This is a genomic window from Mesorhizobium sp. LjNodule214 (assembly GCF_964252735.1).
Lineage (GTDB): Bacteria > Pseudomonadota > Alphaproteobacteria > Rhizobiales > Rhizobiaceae > Mesorhizobium.
The window spans coordinates 583,804-600,474 of the sequence record NZ_CAXUPE020000002.1; the positions used below are offsets into that span (position 1 = coordinate 583,804).

A 16,671-nucleotide genomic window follows, 5' to 3' on the forward strand; every position below is an offset into this window, starting at 1 on the left:
CCTCAGAGCGAACTCGTTCGTCTCTAGAGCGAATTCATTCGTCTCTCAGGCGCGAAATGTCCTTATGTTATGTCCACAAAATTAGACACTCTTGTCTAATTCGTCAATCACCGCTATATAGATTTTTATGAAGCTCGGCGTTTCTCCTGACACTTTCCCGCCACGCAGCCACGAGGCAAAACGCATTTCGGTTGTCGAGGCTGCTGCCTCGGTCTTTTGCCGCGAGGGCTTTGCCGGCGCCAATATCGACCTGATCGCGGCCGAAGCCGGCGTGTCGCGGCAGACCGTCTACAACCACCATGGCGACAAGGAAAAGCTCTTCGTCGCCGTGGTCCGCGACCTCACCGAGCGCTGCAACGCCGGCATCTTCGCCACCATCGCCACCTTTCCCGACCAGCCCGGCGACATCGAAGCCGATCTGATCGGCTTCGCCATGCGCATGAACCGCAATTGTATCTGCAACCGTGACGGCAGGTTCCTGCGCAAGCTGATCCAGACCGAGGGCGAGCGCTATCCCGAGCTCTTTGCCGAATGGCGCGAACAGGGACCGGGCCGGACCTGGTCGGCGCTCGCCGCCCGCTTCGCCCGTCTCGCCTATGCCGGTCACCTCGCGATTGAGGATCCCGACGTGGCGGCACGCCAGTTTCTCGCGCTGATCAACGCCGAGTTGCAGATAACCTTCATGCTCGGTGGCATGCCTGAGGACGAAGAGGTGCTTCAGTCCGCCACCAACGGCGTGCGCACCTTCCTCAGCGCCTTCGGCAAACAGAAGAGTGCGAGCCACCCAGCCAAAAGAAGCGCGCTCGTCAGCGCCTGAGCCGTCAAATCGTCGCCAATGGCCTTCGCTTCGAGGCCGCTGCGATCTATATCCGGTTTACGCCGCGCTCAAGCTTGATTACAGCTAGGCGGACGATTCAACGGAACCTGATCGCCACATGGCCGACGACCACATCCGCTACGACATTCTGGCCCAGGAGGCGTTGCGCGGCGTCATGCGCAAGGTCCTGGCCGAAGTCGCGCGCACCGGCCTTCCCGGCAACCATCATTTCTTCATCACGTTCCTCACCGGCGCGCCCGGCGTGCGCGTGTCTTCGCGACTGCGCGAGCGCTATCCCGAGCAGATGACCATCGTCATCCAGTTCCAGTACTGGGACCTGAAAGTGACCGACACCGGCTTCGAGGTCGGTCTATCTTTCTCCGACGTGCCCGAAAAACTCGAGATCCCCTTCTCCGCCGTGCGCGGTTTCTATGATCCGTCCGTCAATTTCGAACTCGAATTCGACGTCAAGACGGATGGTGCGGCAGAGGACGAGCCGACGGCACCGGCTCCCGAACCGCTCGCCGTGGTCGAGAAGAAGCCCGAGTCGAAGAAAAAGGCTGCAGCCGAGGCCGAGAAGAAGCCTGCTGCGGCTGATGCCGCCGGCAAGGGCGCCGACGTCGTATCCCTCGACGCCTTCCGCAAGAAGTGATCCGAAAGGCGGCGCGACATGGGCGACGTCGTCAATCTCCGCCAGGCCCGCAAACAGAAAGCGCGGACCGAGAAGGAAAGGCTGGCCGAGCAGAACCGGGCGCTGTACGGCCGTTCCAAGGTCGATCGACAGCGTGACCGGTTGACCGCCGACAAGGCCGAGAAATTCATCGCCGGCCATCACCGCGAAACACCCGGCAATCGCGACGACAAGTGAGCGCGTTCACGTGAGCCCGGTCGAAAAACGCTCGGTGACAATCCGCGGCCACCGCACCAGCTATTCGCTCGAAAAGCCTTTTTATGACGATCTCGTCGCCATCGCCGCGACCCGCAAACTGACGCTTGCCGCTTTGGTCGCCGAAATCGACGAAACCCGCCCCCGTGACGCCAACCTCTCCTCGGCGCTCAGGCTCCATGTGCTGGATTGGGCGAAGCGAGGGATGAGCGGTTCGCCTTAAAACAAAGAGTTAGAGCGGGTCGGCAATTCCATCCAAAGCTGAACCGCTTCATCCACCATCCAGCGACTTCAGCAGATTGTCGATCGTGAACGGATTGGCCTTGGGCTTCGGTGTCGCTGGGGCCGAATTGTCATTGACGCCGGGAAGTGAGCGGTCGACCTTTGACGCCTGCTCGGCGGCCTTGCGTTTGGCTTCGAGCCTGGCCTTTTCTTCCGAAGCGATCCGCGTCGCCTCCTCCGCTTTCCGGCGTTCCTGCTGCGCGGCCTGTACCTTCGCCGCGTCCTCGGCTGCCTGTTGCTCCGCCTTGGCCTTCGCATCGGCATCGGCCTTGGCTTTCGCGTCCGCCTCAGCTTGGGCTTGGGCTTCGGCATCGGCCTTGGCTTTGGCATCCGCTTCGGCTTGCGCCTTGGCGTCAGCCTCCGCCTTGGCTTGTGCTTCGGCTTCGGCCTGAGCTTTTGCCTCGGCTTCAGCCTTTGCCTTGGCCTCGGCCTGCAGCCGTGCCTCTTCCTCTTGCCGCCGCAATTCCTCAGCTGCCCTGTCGCGTTCGGTCTGCAGGGCGGCGTAGTAGCGCACCTCGCGCCGCAGCCGCTGCTTCTCCAGCAGCGCCGCCTGCATCGCTTCGACCCGCTGCTGCTCCTTCTCCAGCGCGCGCTGCGTCAGGAACTGCGCCAACGGTTCGCTGTCGAACTGGCGCTTGGCGGCGCCGAGCGGACCCTCGACGCTGAAGTTCACTGCCGGGTCGGAGCCGACCAGCGCCTCGTCACCGGGTCGATAGATGATCGACCCTCTTGCGTCGACGGTGCTGGCGTTCAGATCCGCGGAGATGTCGGCGGATAGTGTCCCCGCCGGATTTTCGAGACTGATCGGCGGCGCCCGCAGAATGCCGCCGGCAAGCGTGAAGGCAATGTCGGTGTCACCCGCCGCAAAACTGCCGTCGGCGGCAATCTCATGCGCGAAGCCGGCGGTCTTGGCCGCATCGATATCGCGCCCGATCGCATCGGCCTTGGCGATGAAGGCGCCGAAGGCATCGGGATTGACGCCGGCGATTTCGAGGCCCTTCAGCGCTGCCGTGCCGGAGCCGGACAGCGCCGCCACCATGGCATCGACCGATTTGCCGCTGGTCGACAGCGTCGTCGAGACATCGCCGCTGCCGCTCAAGCCGCCCCCCGGCAGCACGGCCGAGAGATCGCCGCCGGCAAGTTTCATCTGGCCGGAGAAAAGCCCGGTGCCGTCATTGTTCTTCAGTTCGAACAGGCCGGTCAGCGCGCCGCCGAAGAGCTTGGCCTTGAGATCGGAAACGCGCATGCCCTCCTGGTCGAGCTTCAGCGACAGCGCTGCGTCATAGGCGGTGGCGAACGGGCCGGCGGCAAGTGCCGCGGTGGTAAGGTCGAGATCGGCGGTGAACGGCAGGTTGGACTTCTGGCTGAACGGCGCCGTCGGCCAGGCACTCCTGTCGGCAAGGAAGGACTGGTCACCGAACAGCGCCACCGCCATCGGGTCGAGGTCAAGTTCGTCGAGCACCAGCGCCCCGGCCAGATGCGGCACCCCGTCCTTCACGTCGACATTGACGTCGCCTGAAACCGCCGCTTCGTTGAGGGCACCGCTGAGCTCGTCCAGCACCAGCAGACCATTGCCATAGTCGGCCTGTGACGTCAGCGATGCCGACATGCCGGTGCCCATGCCTGGCAATCCGATGCCCGTCGTCATCAGCCACGGTTCGATGTCGGCGGCGTCGAGGCTGATCTTGCCCTTTGCGGTCGCTCCCTGCGGCGTCTCGGCAACCGTTCCTTCGAACGCCGCCCTGAAATCATCACCCGTGAGGTTGAAGCTCGTCGCAAGGCCACCGCCAAACGTGCCTTTCGCCGAGATATCGGTGGTTGCCTGGCCAAGCATGCCAAGCGGTAGCGCCGGCAAGCCATAAAGCGCGAGCAGTGCCGTGGCGTCGCCATTCCTGGCATTGAATGTCAGCATCACCGGCGCCTCGAGAAGCTTGTCGGCCGCCCCCTTGCCGGAAAGCGATGCCGAAAAGGCCGAGCCGCCGGCCTTGCCCTGCGCGCTCACCGCCAGTCCCGTCGTGCCGTCGCCATTGTCCGCGGCACTCGTCACCAGATCGATGCGGGCGTCCTGGAACAGCTCGGGATAGGCGGCCGCACGGGCCGCCAGGCCCTTCAGCACCTCATTGCCAGGATAGTGCTGCGTGGCGACATCGACCAGCGGCTTCAGATCGACGGCGACCACCGAGGCGTCGAGCTTGCCGGTCGGGCTCGCCGGGAAATCCTTGATCCGGCCGGTGGCGCTGATCGAGGCGCCGGCAAGGCCGCCCACCGACAGCCTATCGATTTCAAGCAGGCCCTGGCGCAGCCTCAGCGCCGTATCGACCGTGTCGGCGGTCAGGCCGCCGGCGCTGACCGGCCCGGCCTTGATCTGGAAATCGAGATCGCGGTCTGAAAAGCGGTTGGCACCCTTGTCGCTGACGAAGATCGAGGCGAAGGCCGTCAGCCCGTCGACGTCGAGCTCGCCACCCTCCAGCCGCATCAGCACCGACGGCCTGGCGTCGTCGGGCTGGCTGGAATCGATGCGGCCGGAAAACTTCGCCTTGCCCAGGATCAGTTCGAGATCGCTGAACGCCTGGCGCTTCTCGCTGAGATCGACCTTGGCCTTGAAGCCGGCGGCGGGCAGCCGGCGGATCGCCTCGTCGACATCCTTCGACAGCCAGGCGGCAAAGCCCGAAGGCTGCGCCACGGCGAGCAGCAGCGAGCCTGTGAAACCGAAATGATCCTGGACGCTGAGCATGCCGTTCGCCTCCAGCGTGGCGCGGCCGGGCAGCGTCGCGGCCAGCGACTTCACCGACCAGCCGCCATCGGTCGGCTCGGCCGACAGATGGACGTCGCGCACTGTGGTGTCACCAGCCACCACCGCCGGCAGCTTGACCTCGACGGTGCCTGGTATGGTCGGCTTTGGCATTTGCAGCAGCGCCCGCTCCAGCGCGTCGACCCGCTGCGACAACGTCAGCCCGGCACCCGCCGCACCCACGGCCTCGTCGAACTGCACCTGCGCGCCATTGGCTTCGACCGAGAAGCGCGGATCGATCCCGAGATCGACCGAAGCCTTGCCGTCGGCGGTATAGGGATTGTCGAGCGGCCCGGTCTCGAAGCGGAACTCATCGAAAGAAAGTTTGTGGTGATCGAGCGAGAACTTGCCGTTCAGCCGGAAGCCGGGATCCGGCTTGCCGGTTGAGACCTTCACCGTCTCGCCGTCGGTGCCACGCGGCTCGGCCGGTTTCTTGTCGGCATCATTCTTGTCGGAGCCTTTTTTGTCGACAGCCGATATCCTGAACTGACCCGAATACACCGCAGCGCCCTTGACGATGCCGGCATTGCCGTCGGTCTCGATGACCAGCGGATAGGCGTCCGGATCGGCCTTGAGCCGCAGCCGCATCTGCCCATTGCCCTCCGCCTTGCCGGTCGACGCGATGACCTCCGTGCGCAGGCCGTCGAAGCGCAGCGAACCGTCCATCCGCCATGGCCCGGCGAGCGACTTGGCCGAGATGGTCGAGTTGATCTCGGAAATCAGATGATCGCGCCCGCCGGCGGCATGGCGTAGCGCGACCTCTCCCTCGGTCACCGTCAGCTTCTCGATCGATATCTGATTGAAGGGTGACTTCGGCCGCATCGCCCAGTCGATTGTGCCGTCGGCGGCGATATCGATGGTCGCCTTCGGCCGCACCAGCCGCATGTCGAAGATCAGCACCTCGCCGCTCAGGAACGGCGCCAGCTCCGCATCCATCGAAAACGTCTCGACGGTCATCGCCGGCTGGCCGTTTGGACCGCCGGCAACCGCGACATTGGAAAAGGTCACCGAAGGAAACGGCAGCAACCTCGCCGTGGCGTCACCTTGCACGGTGACCTTGCGGCCGAGAATGGCGCTCGCCTCGCGCTCGAAATCGGCACGGTAGCCTGTCCAGTCGACGAAATGCGGCACCACCAGCGCCGCGCACAGCACCAGCACGAAAAGGCCACCGAAGATCACGAACAGGCGTGCGAGCATCTGCTCCGATTGGGTTGATTGAAAATCAGCCGCACTCTACCCGCATCCGCGTGTCTATAAAGAGGCAATTCGATTGCCACCCGCTGCTGCCTATTTGCCAGGCAATATCTTGCCCGGGTTCATGATGTTGAGCGGATCGAGCGCCTGCTTGATCGTGCGCATGATGTCGACGCCGTGGCCGAGTTCGTGGCGCAGGAAGCCGATCTTGCCTTGCCCGATGCCGTGCTCGCCAGTGCAGGTGCCTTCCATGGCGATCGCCCGCATGTTCAGCCTGGCGACGAATTTCTCCGCCAAGGCGATCTCCTGTGGGTTGTCGACATCCATCAGCACCAGCACATGGAAATTGCCGTCGCCGGCATGGCCGACGATCGGCGCGACCAGCCCCATCTCGGCGATATCGGCCTCGGTCTCGGTGACGCATTCGGCAAAGCGCGAAATCGGCACGCAGACATCGGTCGACAGCCCCTTGGCGCCGGGCCGCAGCGTCAGCGACGACCAATAGGCATCGTGCCTGGCCTTCCACAGTTTCGTCCGCTCCTCGGCGACGCTGGTCCACAGGAAAGGCCCGCCGCCATTCTCCTCGGCGATCATCCCAAAGGTCTCCGCCTGCTCGGCGACGCCCGCATCGCTGCCGTGGAATTCGACGAACAAACAAGGGCTCTCCGGATAGTCGAGCTTGGAGTAATTTTTCATCGCCCGCATCTGCAACGCGTTGACCAGTTCGATGCGCGCCACCGGAATGCCCATCTGGATGGTGGCGATCACCGCATTGCAGGCCGCTTCCAGGCTGGGAAACGGGCAGACGCCGCCGGAGATCGCCTGCGGAATGCCCTGCAGCTTCAGCGTCAGCGCGGTGATGATGCCAAGCGTGCCTTCCGAGCCGACCAAGAGCCGCGTCAGGTCGTAGCCGGCCGAACTTTTCTTGGCGCGCTTGCCGGTCGTCACCGCCTCGCCATCGGCCATGACCGCCGTCAACGACAGCACATTTTCGCGCATCGTGCCGTAGCGCACGGCGTTGGTGCCCGACGCCCGTGTCGCCGCCATGCCGCCGAGCGAGGCATTGGCGCCGGGGTCGATCGGGAAGAACAGGCCAGTGTCGCGCAGATGCCGGTTGAGGTCCTCGCGCGTCACGCCGGGCTCGACGGTGCAATCGAGATCCTGCGGATTGACCGAAAGGATGCGGTTCATCCGCGACGTGTCGATGGAAATGCCGCCACCCGGCGCGTTGGTGTGGCCCTCGAGCGACGAGCCGACACCGAAGGCGATCACCGGCACGCGGTGCGTGGCACAGGCGCGCACGATCTCCTGCACTTCTGCAGTCGTCTCGACAAAGGCGACGCCATCAGGTGCCTGCGTCGGGATATAGGTGGTGGTGTGGGCATGCTGGGCGCGGATCGCCTCGCCGGTCTGGAAGCGCTCGCCGAGCGTCTGCTTGAGGATGCCGAGCACCGCGGCAATGCCCTCCTCGTTGCGCTCGACCGGATTGAGGTCGCTCAGAGCCATGAATTCCTCCGCGAATGGACCAGCGGCCACCCTTGTTGTGCAGCTATGGATGCGTAGTCTCACCTGCCACGCCCTGTCCAGCTATCCAGAAGGAAAACAAGATGCCAAACCCCGCCCCTTTCGTATCTCGGGCCATGGATATCGAGAAGGACTGGATCGACTACAACGGCCATCTCAACATGGCCTATTACAACGTGCTGTTCGACCGCTGCTCGGACGACGCCTTCGAGATGATGGGGATGGGGCCGAACTACGCCAAGGAGCGGCGGCTGACCATCTACACGGCCGAAGTCCATGTCTGCTACGTCCAGGAACTGCACCTGGAGCACAAGGTCGTGGTCTCCTTCCAGCTCATCGACCATGACGACAAGCGGCTCCGCGTCTACCAGGAAATCCGCCATGTCGACGGCTGGCTCGCCGCCACCTCCGAATCGCTGTCGCTGCATGTCGACATGTCCGGGCCGAAGGTGGCGCCCTTCCCGGCCGACGTGTTTGCCAAGGTGGAAGCGATGCGATCAGCCCATGCCGCGCTGCCGATGCCGGAACGCGCCGGCCGCTCGATCGGGATTCGCCGCAAGACTGCTTGAAGCTGCCTGGCGCCCACGTTAACCTTACCGAGGTTTTAACGTGAAGAAGCCAATTGAGTCGTTGAACGACTCAGTGAGGCGTTTGAAAACGTACGCATCGGGTTGCGGTACCGGCGGCGGGCAAGGCGGTTCGAGGAACGTGCATGAAAACCGACATCAAGGTCGAGGTGGACAGGCTGGCGGCCGATCCACGCATCACCGACTATGATTTCTGGCGCTCGCTCAAGAACGTCAATAACGAGATCTTTCATATCGCCAACAACAACGAGCCGATTCCGTTCGACATGATCCGCTGGCGCGTCATCCTGAAGCAGGCGCGCATGAAACGCGGGCACGTCTAGGTTAGAGTAAATGAAATTGGCGATTTTGCCGGCGCCGCTATGGCATCGGTGAATTTAACCTGTTTGTCCTGACGTCCAAGCAGCACACAAGTGCCAGCCTCGAGGAAGCTTATGGTCAAGATCACCAGCCGTGTGCAGCTTGCTGACGCTAACATCGTTAAGCTTCGCTGTCCTGCTTGCAAGCACGCTTGAGAAACAAACCCACTGTGACTGGTCGTAGCAGCGGCCAATGGAACGAACTACATTTCGAAACGCGTCAGGTCATTACTAGCCCGTGAACCCATAAACGCAGAATGGCTGAGAGGGGTGGAAGGCGGACGTCGCAAATGATGCTTTTGATGAATTCGCTCAGTCGGCGAGTGGCGCAAGATGCATTTCAAGCGGCCTTGAGATGAGGCCCTTATCGACGACATCTTCCAGCGTCTGCTTCGTCAGACTGATATCGTCATATTGCCCCGGAACCGATCGAATTAAGCTCCCGTCTTCAGGAGTAGCATAGAAGACGACATACCCTTTCGCCTCTCCCGTGAGAGGGAACGCGATTGTATCGATCTCCGTGTCCATTACTCGCTTGGTATAAACATAGGGGGCTCGTTCATGCTCCTGACGCAACTTAGATTCCTGATACTGGAGAACAGAGTATATACGCTTGTTCTCCGGTGACTCAGGGTCGTTGCTGCATCCAGAGAATGGGAGAATTGCGAACATCAACGCTGAAACAGTCTTCCAACTCATGTCATAGTCCTGCCTTTCATAGTTTTGTAATTGCCGGCCCGTATGTCCGCAATGAGGACGCTTTCCGACTGTTCATGTTGCGGCGAATCTGATTCAGGCTTCGCATGAGCCGATATGATTTGACCGACTTCCAATGGCGCGTGATCGAGGCGCTGTTGCCCGAGTCCACGTCCTAGCGCTTGTGCGCTCCTAAGGGCGAACGCGCTATCACCGGCGACGACTGGATGATCGCGGTGTTGGTCATCGCGTAGGGGATGATGCGGTCGATCACCCGTTCAAGCTCGGCCACCGAGCCGACATGGGCGAGCGCAATGAAGCAGTCCTCGCCGGTCACCCGGTCGCATTGCGCGATCTCGGGTAGGTCGCGGATGATGTCGGCAACGACAGCCAACTGCCCCGGCACCGGCCTGATGCGCAGCCATGCCGATAGCTTCATGCCGAGGGCGGCCGGATTGATCCGGACCGTATAGGCCTCGATGACGCCGTTTTCCTGCAGCCGCTTGATGCGTTCGGCCACGCTCGGCGCCGACAGGCCGACGGCACGCGCCAGTTCGGCCGTGCTGGTGCGCGCATCCTTTTCCAGTAGCCGCAGGATCTTCAGGTCTGCCGCGTCGAGCTCGGGATTTTCGTTTCGAAGGCGTTTCAAGGAAAACTCCTTGCATCCAGAAAGATCATGATCGAGAAAGTCGATCATCATCCATATAAATCGAAAAATCCGCCTGCGATACTGATCCCATGAAAGATCGAACGCAAGCTCCAGCCACGCACCCTGCCCTCGCCGGCCCTGCCTTCGGCACGATGGCGGCCTCCCTGCCGCCACATGTCTGGTTCGGCGTCAGCGCCGTGTTCCACTATCTCGGACCGGCCTTTGCCGTGCTGCTTTTCCCGCATGTCGGCGTGCTCGGCATGGCGTGGTTGCGCGTGGCCACCGCCGCCCTCGTCTTTGCGCCGCTGACCCGGCCGTGGTCGGTCTTCGCCCGCGCCGACCGGTCGGCACGGCTGCTGCTTCTGGCCTTCGGCGCCTGCCTGGCGGTCATGAACTGTTCGTTCTACCTGGCGCTGGACCGCTTGCCGATTTCGCTGGTGGCGGCGATCGAATTCGTCGGCACCATCGGCGTTGCGCTCGTCGGCCTGCGCAGCCAGCGCAATCTCGCCGCGCTTGCCGTGGCCGTCATCGGCACCTTGCTCCTGATCGACGTCAAATGGTCCGATGATCCGGTTGGCCTGTTTTGGGCCTTCCTCAACGGCGCGCTGTTCGTCTGCTACATCGTGCTCGGCCACCGCATCGCCGCTTCAGGCGCTGGCGGCGGCATCGCTGCGCTTGGCGCGGCCATGGCGATCGCCTTCTTTATGGTGCTGCCCATCGGTTTCACCGACGCGCTGCCGGCCTTTTCGTCGCCGCCACTGCTGTTGGCCGCCATCGGCGTCGGCATCTGCTCGTCGGTCATCCCCTACATCTGCGACCAACTCGCCATGTCGCGACTGCCGCGCGCGAGCTTCGCGCTGATGCTGTCGTTGCTGCCGGTCACAGCGACACTGATCGGCGTCATCGTGCTTCGCCAGATCCCCAGCCTCACCGACTGCCTCGGCATCACGCTGGTCGTCGCCGGCGTCGCCTTGCACAGACCGGCGCCAAAGTAATCGGCTACGCGAGCTTCTCCTTCAGGAAAGCAATCGTCCGTCCCCAGGCCAGATCCGCCGCCTTCTTGTCGTAGCGCGCCGCCGAGGTGTCGTTGTTGAATGCATGATTGACGCCGTCATAGACGTAGACCGTGTATTCGACGTGAGCCGCATCGAGCGCCTTCTTGTAGGCATCGATGCCGGCGTCGATGCGCTCGTCCAGCCCCGCATAGTGCAGCAGCAGCGCCGCCTTGATCTTCGGCACGTCCTCGGCTTTCGGCTGCATGCCGTAATAGGCGACCCCGGCACTGAGGTCCGGCGAATTGACAGCGAGCGTGTTCACCGTACCACCGCCCCAGCAGAAGCCGACCGCGCCAACCTTGCCGTTGCCGTCCTTGTCGCCCTTGAGATAAGCGACTGTCGCCACCGCATTGGCGGTGACCCCAGCCGCATCGAGCTTCGTGAACATGTCGCGCGCCTTGTCCTCGTCGCCTGGCGTGCCGCCGAGCGGCGACAAAAAGTCCGGCGCCAGCGCCACGAACCCGTCCAGAGCCACGCGCCGCGCCACGTCCTTGATATGCGGATTGAGCCCCCTGTTCTCATGCACCACGATGACGGTGCCGAGCTTGCCGGCCTGGTCCGCCGGCTTGACCTGATAACCCTTCATCTCGCCGCCGCTGCCGGGATAGGTTATGTCCTCGCCCTTCACCCGCGGATCGTCCTCGGCCACGATCGCCGCCTGGGCGGAATTTGCCGCCAGCAGCGGCACGATCGTGGCGGCCGCGGCGCCCGATCCGGCAAGCCTGGTCAACTGTTCCATGAAGCGGCGGCGGTCGAGCGTCAGGTGCGTGTATTCGTCATAGGCATCGATCATCGCCTGGGTGATGGCTGGCCTGGCGGCTTCGGGGCTGGTGGCGGATTTTGTCATGGCAGGCTCCTCGTCGGTATGACCTCGCTGCGCAAGATAGGGTCGAGGCCGGCATGGTCCAGTCCCGGATCAGTGAGGCGGTTGTCGCAGTAAACCGGACGTCAGTTGGGCTACCCTGAACCAAGGCCGGCAATTCTCCCGTTGCGTCTGCGAAAATCGGTTCCGACTTTCGCAGACGATGCTGTAGGGTGCAGGTGGGGGAACAGCCGTAGTCTTGCGGCTATGCCGAGCTTGGGTGGGATATGCTGGCAAACAGGGTGGGGAAATGGCGCACGCTTGGGCTGATGGCCCATTTCGCGGCCGAACCGCTGGCGGCGGCACACAACGCACATAGCGCCTTCGGCCCATTCATCCAGGTCGACTACCCGCATTCGACCGCGGCAAAGCCGCGCCGCATCTTCTTGGTCGCCGACGCCGGTCTCTACCGCTCCATGCTGTCCGACACCGAGACCTGGCGCAACATACAGATCAATGCGCGCGGCAAACGGGGACACGCGTCGGACCGGCTCTCCTATGGCATGACGCGGCTGCGCGGCGAACGTCACGAGCATTATCGCAAGCTGTTCGCGCCACCGCTCAAGCGCCCGGCAATCATGCCAATGAGCCCGGAAATGGCGCGCATAGCCGCCGACCAGGTCGCAACCTGGCCGGTCGGCACGCCATTCGCGCTCACCGAAGCCGCCAAGACAATGGCCAAGCATCTGGCGATCGGCCTGCTGTTCGGCGACGACCACGAACGCGCCATGCCAATCGCCGAGATGATCGCACGCCAGATTCGGGCGAGCTGGATCGTTCCGGGTCCGGCCTTCTTCAGCTGGATTAGAGAAGCCGAGGCGCAGGAACGCGCCATCCTGGCCTGGGCTGAGGAAAAGCGCGGCGACAAGGACGCGCAGGACATCCTGTCGATCCTGGTCAACAACACCGACGAGGCGGGCCGCCCACCTTCCGTCGCGCTGATCGGCGGCATTGTCAGCTTCGTCTTCGGCGCCGCCTACGACACATGCCAGAATGCGCTGGCCTGGACGCTGATCCTGCTCACCCAGCACCCCAACGCCATGGCAAGCCTGGTGGCCGAGATAGACGGCGCCCTCGGCGGCAGGCCTGCGACGATGGACCGGATCGGGACCTTGCCATTGCTCGATGCAGCGATAAAGGAGGCGATGCGGCTTTTCCCCCCGGTGCCGCTGATGATGCGCAAGGCGACCCGGGCAACGATGCTTGGCGGCGAGCCCATCGCCCTGAACGAAGGCGTGCTGATCAGCGCGCTCACCATCAACCGCGATGCTTCGCTCTATACGGACCCCGACAGCTTTCATCCGGGACGCTGGGCCTCGATCAAACCGTCGCCGTTCCAGTACCCCGTCTTCGGCGCCGGCGGCCATATGTGCCCTGGCATCACCTTCGGCCTGCAGATGATGAAGATCGCCCTGGCGACCATCCTGTCGAAGCGTTCGGTGGAGCTATCGCCCGCCGCGCGGATCGCTTATCGCAGCAGGATAACACTGGCGCCAACTGGCAACATCGACGTGATCATGCGAGAGCGCGGTGAGCCTGTCCGTACGGATCAGGCGCGCGGCCGCTTCCGCCAACTGGTCGCGCTTCCAGCGCTAACATAGGAACCGCCGATGACCGCGCAGCAAAACATGGTCCGCATCTATGACCGGGTCATGAAAAGCAGCAAGCAGCGCCGCTACTATGGCGGAAGCGGCTTCTACAATTTCGGCTATTGGGCGACCGGCGCGGCATCGCAGCGCGAGGCCAGCGAAGCGTTGGTCGACACGCTGCTGGCGCGGCTGCCAGGCAAGGGCGGCGCCATCCTGGACGTCGCCTGCGGGCTCGGCGCCTCGACCAGGCATTTGCTGCTCTCCTATCCGCCGCAGGCGGTCACCGCCATCAACATCTCGGCCGCTCAAGTCGCGACAGCCCGCCAAAATGCTCCAGGCGCGACGGTGCTGCAGATGGATGCCGTCACGCTCGACTTTGCCGACGAGAGCTTCGATGCGGTGATCTGCGTCGAGGCGGCTTTCCATTTCGACACCCGCGCGGCCTTCCTTGCGGAGGCCCATCGCGTGCTCAAGCCCGGCGGCGCGCTTGTCCTGTCCGACATCCTGTTCCGGAGGCTCGCGTCCGGAATTTCCGACCGCCTCGGCGTGCCAAAAGCCAATCTCGTCGCCGACATTCCGTCCTACAAGGCGCAGTTCGACGCCTTGGGTTTCACCGATATCGCCGTCGAGGACGCTACCGATCAGTGCCTCGGCGGCTTCCGCCGCAGCCTCGTCGCATGGCCAGGGTCGGAATACCGCAAAGGCGCCATGAGCTTCACCACCAGGCTTGCCAGCGCCGCCGTCTGCCGGCTCATCGCAGGATATTTCGGTGCGGTCTCAAAATCCTATCTGCTGGTTTCGGCACGAAAGCCTTGAGGCGCGCAAGCGCGGTCCGAGCGTCTATTTCGGGAGTGTATAGGCCATCACATAATCACCCGGCTTGGTGCCGACCGAGCCGTGGCCGCCGGCAACGATGACCACGAACTGGCGCCCATCGGCGACCGTATAGGTCATCGGCGTCGACTGGCCGCCGGCCGGCAGCCTGGCTTTCCAGAGTTGCTTGCCTGATGTCAGATCATAGGCGCGCAGATAGTCGTCGACTGCGGCCCCCAGAAAAGCGACGCCACCGGCGGTGATCATCGGCCCGCCAATGCCGGGCACGCCGACCTTGAACGGCAAGGGCAGCGGCGTCATGTCGTAGACGGTGCCGTTGCGGTGCTTGTAAACGATCTCGCCGGTTCGGAGATCGACGCCCGCCACATAACCCCAGGGCGGCGCCTGACATGGAATGCCGAGTGGCGACAGGAACGGTCCCATCACCACCGCATAGGGCGCGCCCTCGTTGCGGTTGAGCCCTTGCTCGCTGCCGCGCCCTTCGTCCGGCGGCGGCACCTGGTCGCGCGGAATGAGCTGCGACTTGAACGCCAGATAGGTCGGCATGCCGAACATCACCTGGCGTACCGGATCGACCGCGACGCCGCCCCAGTTGAAGGTACCGAAATTGCCGGGGTAGATCAGCGAACCCTGCACGGAGGGCGGCGTATAGCGGCCTTCATAGCGCAAGCCCTGCAATTCGATGCGGCAGGCCAGCTGGTCGAACATGGTGATGCCCCACATGTCGGCACCGGTCAGCGGCTTCGGGTTGAAGGAGAGATCCGATTCCGGCTGCGTCGGCGATGCGTGGTCGCCCTCGATGGCGCCGCCCGGCGCCGGCACTTCCTTGACCGGAACGATCGGTTCGCCGCTGCGCCGGTCGAGTACATAGAGGTCGCCTTGCTTGGTCGGCCCGACCAGCGCCAGCACGACGCCACTGGGCGTGGTGATATCGACCAGCGTCGGCTGTGCCGGAACATCCATGTCCCAGAGGTCGTGATGCACGGTCTGCCGCACCCAGCGCAATTGCCCGGTGTTGAGATCGAGCGCGGTGATCGAGGAGGAGAATTTTTCGACATTGGCGCTTCGGCCCATGCCGAGCTGGTCCGGCGTCTGGTTGCCGAGCGGCACATAGAGCAGGCCAAGCTTCTCGTCGGCGCTCGGCGTCGACCACATGTTGGGCGAGTTGTTGGTGTAGGTCTGGCCAGTTGGCAGCGGCGTCGTCTGGTCCGGATTGCCTGAATCCCAGTTCCACAGCAGAGCGCCTGTGTCGACGTCGAAGGCGCGGATGACGCCGGATGGCTCCTCCGTCGAATAATTGTCGTTGACCGCGCCGCCGACGATGATCTTGCCACCCGATATCAGCGGCGCCGAGGTCGAGTAGTAATAGCCCGACTTGGGATAGGGCATGCCGGTCAGCAGGTTCAGCGTGCCGCCTTCGGCAAAGGACGGGCAGACCTGGCCGTTGGCGGCGTCGAGTGCGATCAGCCGCGCATCGGAGGTCGGCAGGTAGACGCGCGCCGCGCAGGGCTGGCCGGCGGCGATCTTGGCGTCGGCATAATAGGACACGCCGCGGCAGGTCTGGTGCTGGCGGTCCTTGTCCAGCTTGATCTTGGGATCGTAGCGCCATTTCTCCTTGCCGGTCGCGGCATCGATGGCGATGGCGAAATTGTGCGGCGTGCAGACATAGAGCGCATCGCCGATTTTCAGCGGCGTCACCTGATAGGTCGTCTCGCCGATGTCGTCGGGCCCCTTTATGTCGCCGGTGCGGTAGGTCCAGGCCGGCTGCAGCGAAGCGACATTGTCCGGAGTGATCTGGTCGAGCGGCGAATAGCGCTGGCCATAGAGCGTGCGGCCATAAAAGTGCCACTCGCCTTCAGGCACATTGCCGCCAAGGTCGGCCGTCGGCGTCACCTTGTCGGCGCTGAGTTGACCGGCGATGTCCTTTGGATCGGCGGTCATCGAATAGCCGGCCACCGCAAGCGAGGCCAGCACCGCCAGGATCAGCGGCGCCCGCCCGTCGGGGCCGGTGAGCCCTCGCCTCGCCCAGGGTGTCAGCAGCCATAGCGCCAGAAGCACGATGATGCCGCCGCGCGGCCCGAGCTCCCACCAGTCGAAGCCGATTTCCCAGACCGCCCAGCACAGCGTGCCGATGACGATCGCCGCGTAGAGCCAAAGCGCGATGGATTTGCGCCTGTAGAGCAGCCAGGCGGTGATCAGGAAGCCGAGACCGGTGATGACGTAGTACCAACTGCCGCCGAGCGACGCCAACCAGATGCCGCCGCCGCCAAGTACCAGACCGATGAGAGCAAGAACCACGGCGGTGAGGACGGTTGCCATAACGACACTCCTTCAAGCGCAGCAGGCGAGCGGCCGGAAACCGCCGTCACGAAATGGAAACGCAGCCCGCTTTCGATTCTGTTTCATCTCGCCGCCGCAGTTTTCCGCCCGGCCGCGCGAGGTGTCAAATTAGCAGGACAGTATGTTTTGGTACCGCGGGCATCGTTCTGGCATGTGCTTCGGTCCTGTTGCTGCTCACGTCGAAATGACCGGGATGCCGGTTGCCA

Annotated in this window: 15 protein-coding genes; 9 read left to right on the forward strand and 6 right to left on the reverse strand. The window is 63.5% G+C overall.

The window, feature by feature from the left end:
* Positions 1–127: 127 nt before the first annotated feature.
* The 4 genes from ACSQ3Z_RS16800 to ACSQ3Z_RS16815 all read left to right on the forward strand — a co-directional run bounded on the left by ACSQ3Z_RS16800 (position 128) and on the right by ACSQ3Z_RS16815 (position 1,926).
* Entirely contained in the window at positions 128–817 is a 690-nt protein-coding gene (locus ACSQ3Z_RS16800) for a TetR/AcrR family transcriptional regulator (protein WP_436172439.1), read from the forward strand.
* Between the two features lie 118 nt (positions 818–935).
* Positions 936–1,469: an SspB family protein gene (locus tag ACSQ3Z_RS16805; protein WP_436172440.1), complete on the forward strand. Its 534-nt coding sequence runs from the start codon at positions 936–938 to the stop codon at positions 1,467–1,469.
* Positions 1,470–1,487: 18 nt separating this feature from the next.
* On the forward strand, positions 1,488–1,685 hold the full coding sequence (locus ACSQ3Z_RS16810; protein ID WP_436172441.1) for a DUF4169 family protein: 198 nt from the start codon (positions 1,488–1,490) through the stop codon (positions 1,683–1,685).
* Positions 1,686–1,695: 10 nt separating this feature from the next.
* Entirely contained in the window at positions 1,696–1,926 is a 231-nt protein-coding gene (locus ACSQ3Z_RS16815) for a ribbon-helix-helix domain-containing protein (RefSeq protein ID WP_436172442.1), read from the forward strand.
* Positions 1,927–1,974: 48 nt separating this feature from the next.
* Here ACSQ3Z_RS16815 and ACSQ3Z_RS16820 read toward each other — a convergent pair whose 3' ends face one another.
* Together ACSQ3Z_RS16820 and ACSQ3Z_RS16825 are read right to left on the reverse strand one after the other, a co-directional pair.
* On the reverse strand, positions 1,975–5,973 hold the full coding sequence (locus tag ACSQ3Z_RS16820) for an AsmA family protein (RefSeq protein ID WP_436172443.1): 3,999 nt from the start codon (positions 5,971–5,973) through the stop codon (positions 1,975–1,977).
* Between the two features lie 90 nt (positions 5,974–6,063).
* Positions 6,064–7,476 carry an FAD-binding oxidoreductase gene (locus ACSQ3Z_RS16825; protein ID WP_436172444.1) on the reverse strand — a complete coding sequence of 471 codons (1,413 nt, stop codon included), beginning with the start codon at positions 7,474–7,476 and terminating at the stop codon, positions 6,064–6,066.
* A gap of 101 nt (positions 7,477–7,577) precedes the next feature.
* Between ACSQ3Z_RS16825 and ACSQ3Z_RS16830 the strand changes: the two genes are divergently transcribed.
* Complete coding sequence (locus ACSQ3Z_RS16830) at positions 7,578–8,063, forward strand: thioesterase family protein (protein WP_436172445.1); 486 nt, start codon at positions 7,578–7,580, stop codon at positions 8,061–8,063.
* Positions 8,064–8,206: 143 nt separating this feature from the next.
* Entirely contained in the window at positions 8,207–8,404 is a 198-nt protein-coding gene (locus ACSQ3Z_RS16835) for a hypothetical protein (RefSeq protein WP_436172446.1), read from the forward strand.
* Between the two features lie 348 nt (positions 8,405–8,752).
* Here the strand turns inward: ACSQ3Z_RS16835 and ACSQ3Z_RS16840 are convergent, their stop codons facing one another.
* Positions 8,753–9,139, reverse strand: a complete 387-nt coding sequence (locus ACSQ3Z_RS16840) for a hypothetical protein (RefSeq protein WP_436172447.1) — start codon at positions 9,137–9,139, stop codon at positions 8,753–8,755.
* Between the two features lie 172 nt (positions 9,140–9,311).
* Positions 9,312–9,785 carry an Lrp/AsnC family transcriptional regulator gene (locus tag ACSQ3Z_RS16845; RefSeq protein WP_436172448.1) on the reverse strand — a complete coding sequence of 158 codons (474 nt, stop codon included), beginning with the start codon at positions 9,783–9,785 and terminating at the stop codon, positions 9,312–9,314.
* Between the two features lie 89 nt (positions 9,786–9,874).
* Between ACSQ3Z_RS16845 and ACSQ3Z_RS16850 the strand changes: the two genes are divergently transcribed.
* The gene (locus ACSQ3Z_RS16850; protein ID WP_436172449.1) at positions 9,875–10,780 is read left to right on the forward strand and encodes an EamA family transporter; all 906 of its coding nucleotides are present in this window, start codon (positions 9,875–9,877) and stop codon (positions 10,778–10,780) included.
* Positions 10,781–10,784: 4 nt separating this feature from the next.
* Here ACSQ3Z_RS16850 and ACSQ3Z_RS16855 read toward each other — a convergent pair whose 3' ends face one another.
* Positions 10,785–11,687 (reverse strand): dienelactone hydrolase family protein, encoded by a 903-nt coding sequence (locus ACSQ3Z_RS16855; RefSeq protein ID WP_436172450.1) that lies wholly within the window; start codon positions 11,685–11,687, stop codon positions 10,785–10,787.
* A gap of 242 nt (positions 11,688–11,929) precedes the next feature.
* Between ACSQ3Z_RS16855 and ACSQ3Z_RS16860 the strand changes: the two genes are divergently transcribed.
* Positions 11,930–13,303, forward strand: coding sequence for a cytochrome P450 (locus ACSQ3Z_RS16860; RefSeq protein WP_436172451.1), 1,374 nt, complete (start codon positions 11,930–11,932; stop codon positions 13,301–13,303).
* Between the two features lie 9 nt (positions 13,304–13,312).
* Complete coding sequence (locus tag ACSQ3Z_RS16865) at positions 13,313–14,107, forward strand: methyltransferase domain-containing protein (protein ID WP_436172452.1); 795 nt, start codon at positions 13,313–13,315, stop codon at positions 14,105–14,107.
* Positions 14,108–14,131: 24 nt separating this feature from the next.
* Here ACSQ3Z_RS16865 and ACSQ3Z_RS16870 read toward each other — a convergent pair whose 3' ends face one another.
* A complete protein-coding gene (locus ACSQ3Z_RS16870; protein WP_436172453.1) occupies positions 14,132–16,444 on the reverse strand; it encodes a glucose/quinate/shikimate family membrane-bound PQQ-dependent dehydrogenase in 2,313 nt (770 codons plus the stop codon).
* Positions 16,445–16,671: the final 227 nt, after the last annotated feature.

Coding starts and splice junctions, on each gene's coding strand:
- ACSQ3Z_RS16810 (WP_436172441.1), top strand. CDS start 1,488: ATGGGCGACGTCGTCAATCTCCGCCAGGCCCGCAAACAGAAAGCGCGG.
- ACSQ3Z_RS16800 (WP_436172439.1), top strand. CDS start 128: ATGAAGCTCGGCGTTTCTCCTGACACTTTCCCGCCACGCAGCCACGAG.
- ACSQ3Z_RS16835 (WP_436172446.1), top strand. CDS start 8,207: ATGAAAACCGACATCAAGGTCGAGGTGGACAGGCTGGCGGCCGATCCA.
- ACSQ3Z_RS16840 (WP_436172447.1), bottom strand. CDS start 9,139: ATGAGTTGGAAGACTGTTTCAGCGTTGATGTTCGCAATTCTCCCATTC.
- ACSQ3Z_RS16860 (WP_436172451.1), top strand. CDS start 11,930: ATGCTGGCAAACAGGGTGGGGAAATGGCGCACGCTTGGGCTGATGGCC.
- ACSQ3Z_RS16855 (WP_436172450.1), bottom strand. CDS start 11,687: ATGACAAAATCCGCCACCAGCCCCGAAGCCGCCAGGCCAGCCATCACC.
- ACSQ3Z_RS16805 (WP_436172440.1), top strand. CDS start 936: ATGGCCGACGACCACATCCGCTACGACATTCTGGCCCAGGAGGCGTTG.
- ACSQ3Z_RS16870 (WP_436172453.1), bottom strand. CDS start 16,444: ATGGCAACCGTCCTCACCGCCGTGGTTCTTGCTCTCATCGGTCTGGTA.
- ACSQ3Z_RS16820 (WP_436172443.1), bottom strand. CDS start 5,973: ATGCTCGCACGCCTGTTCGTGATCTTCGGTGGCCTTTTCGTGCTGGTG.
- ACSQ3Z_RS16830 (WP_436172445.1), top strand. CDS start 7,578: ATGCCAAACCCCGCCCCTTTCGTATCTCGGGCCATGGATATCGAGAAG.
- ACSQ3Z_RS16850 (WP_436172449.1), top strand. CDS start 9,875: ATGAAAGATCGAACGCAAGCTCCAGCCACGCACCCTGCCCTCGCCGGC.
- ACSQ3Z_RS16825 (WP_436172444.1), bottom strand. CDS start 7,476: ATGGCTCTGAGCGACCTCAATCCGGTCGAGCGCAACGAGGAGGGCATT.
- ACSQ3Z_RS16865 (WP_436172452.1), top strand. CDS start 13,313: ATGACCGCGCAGCAAAACATGGTCCGCATCTATGACCGGGTCATGAAA.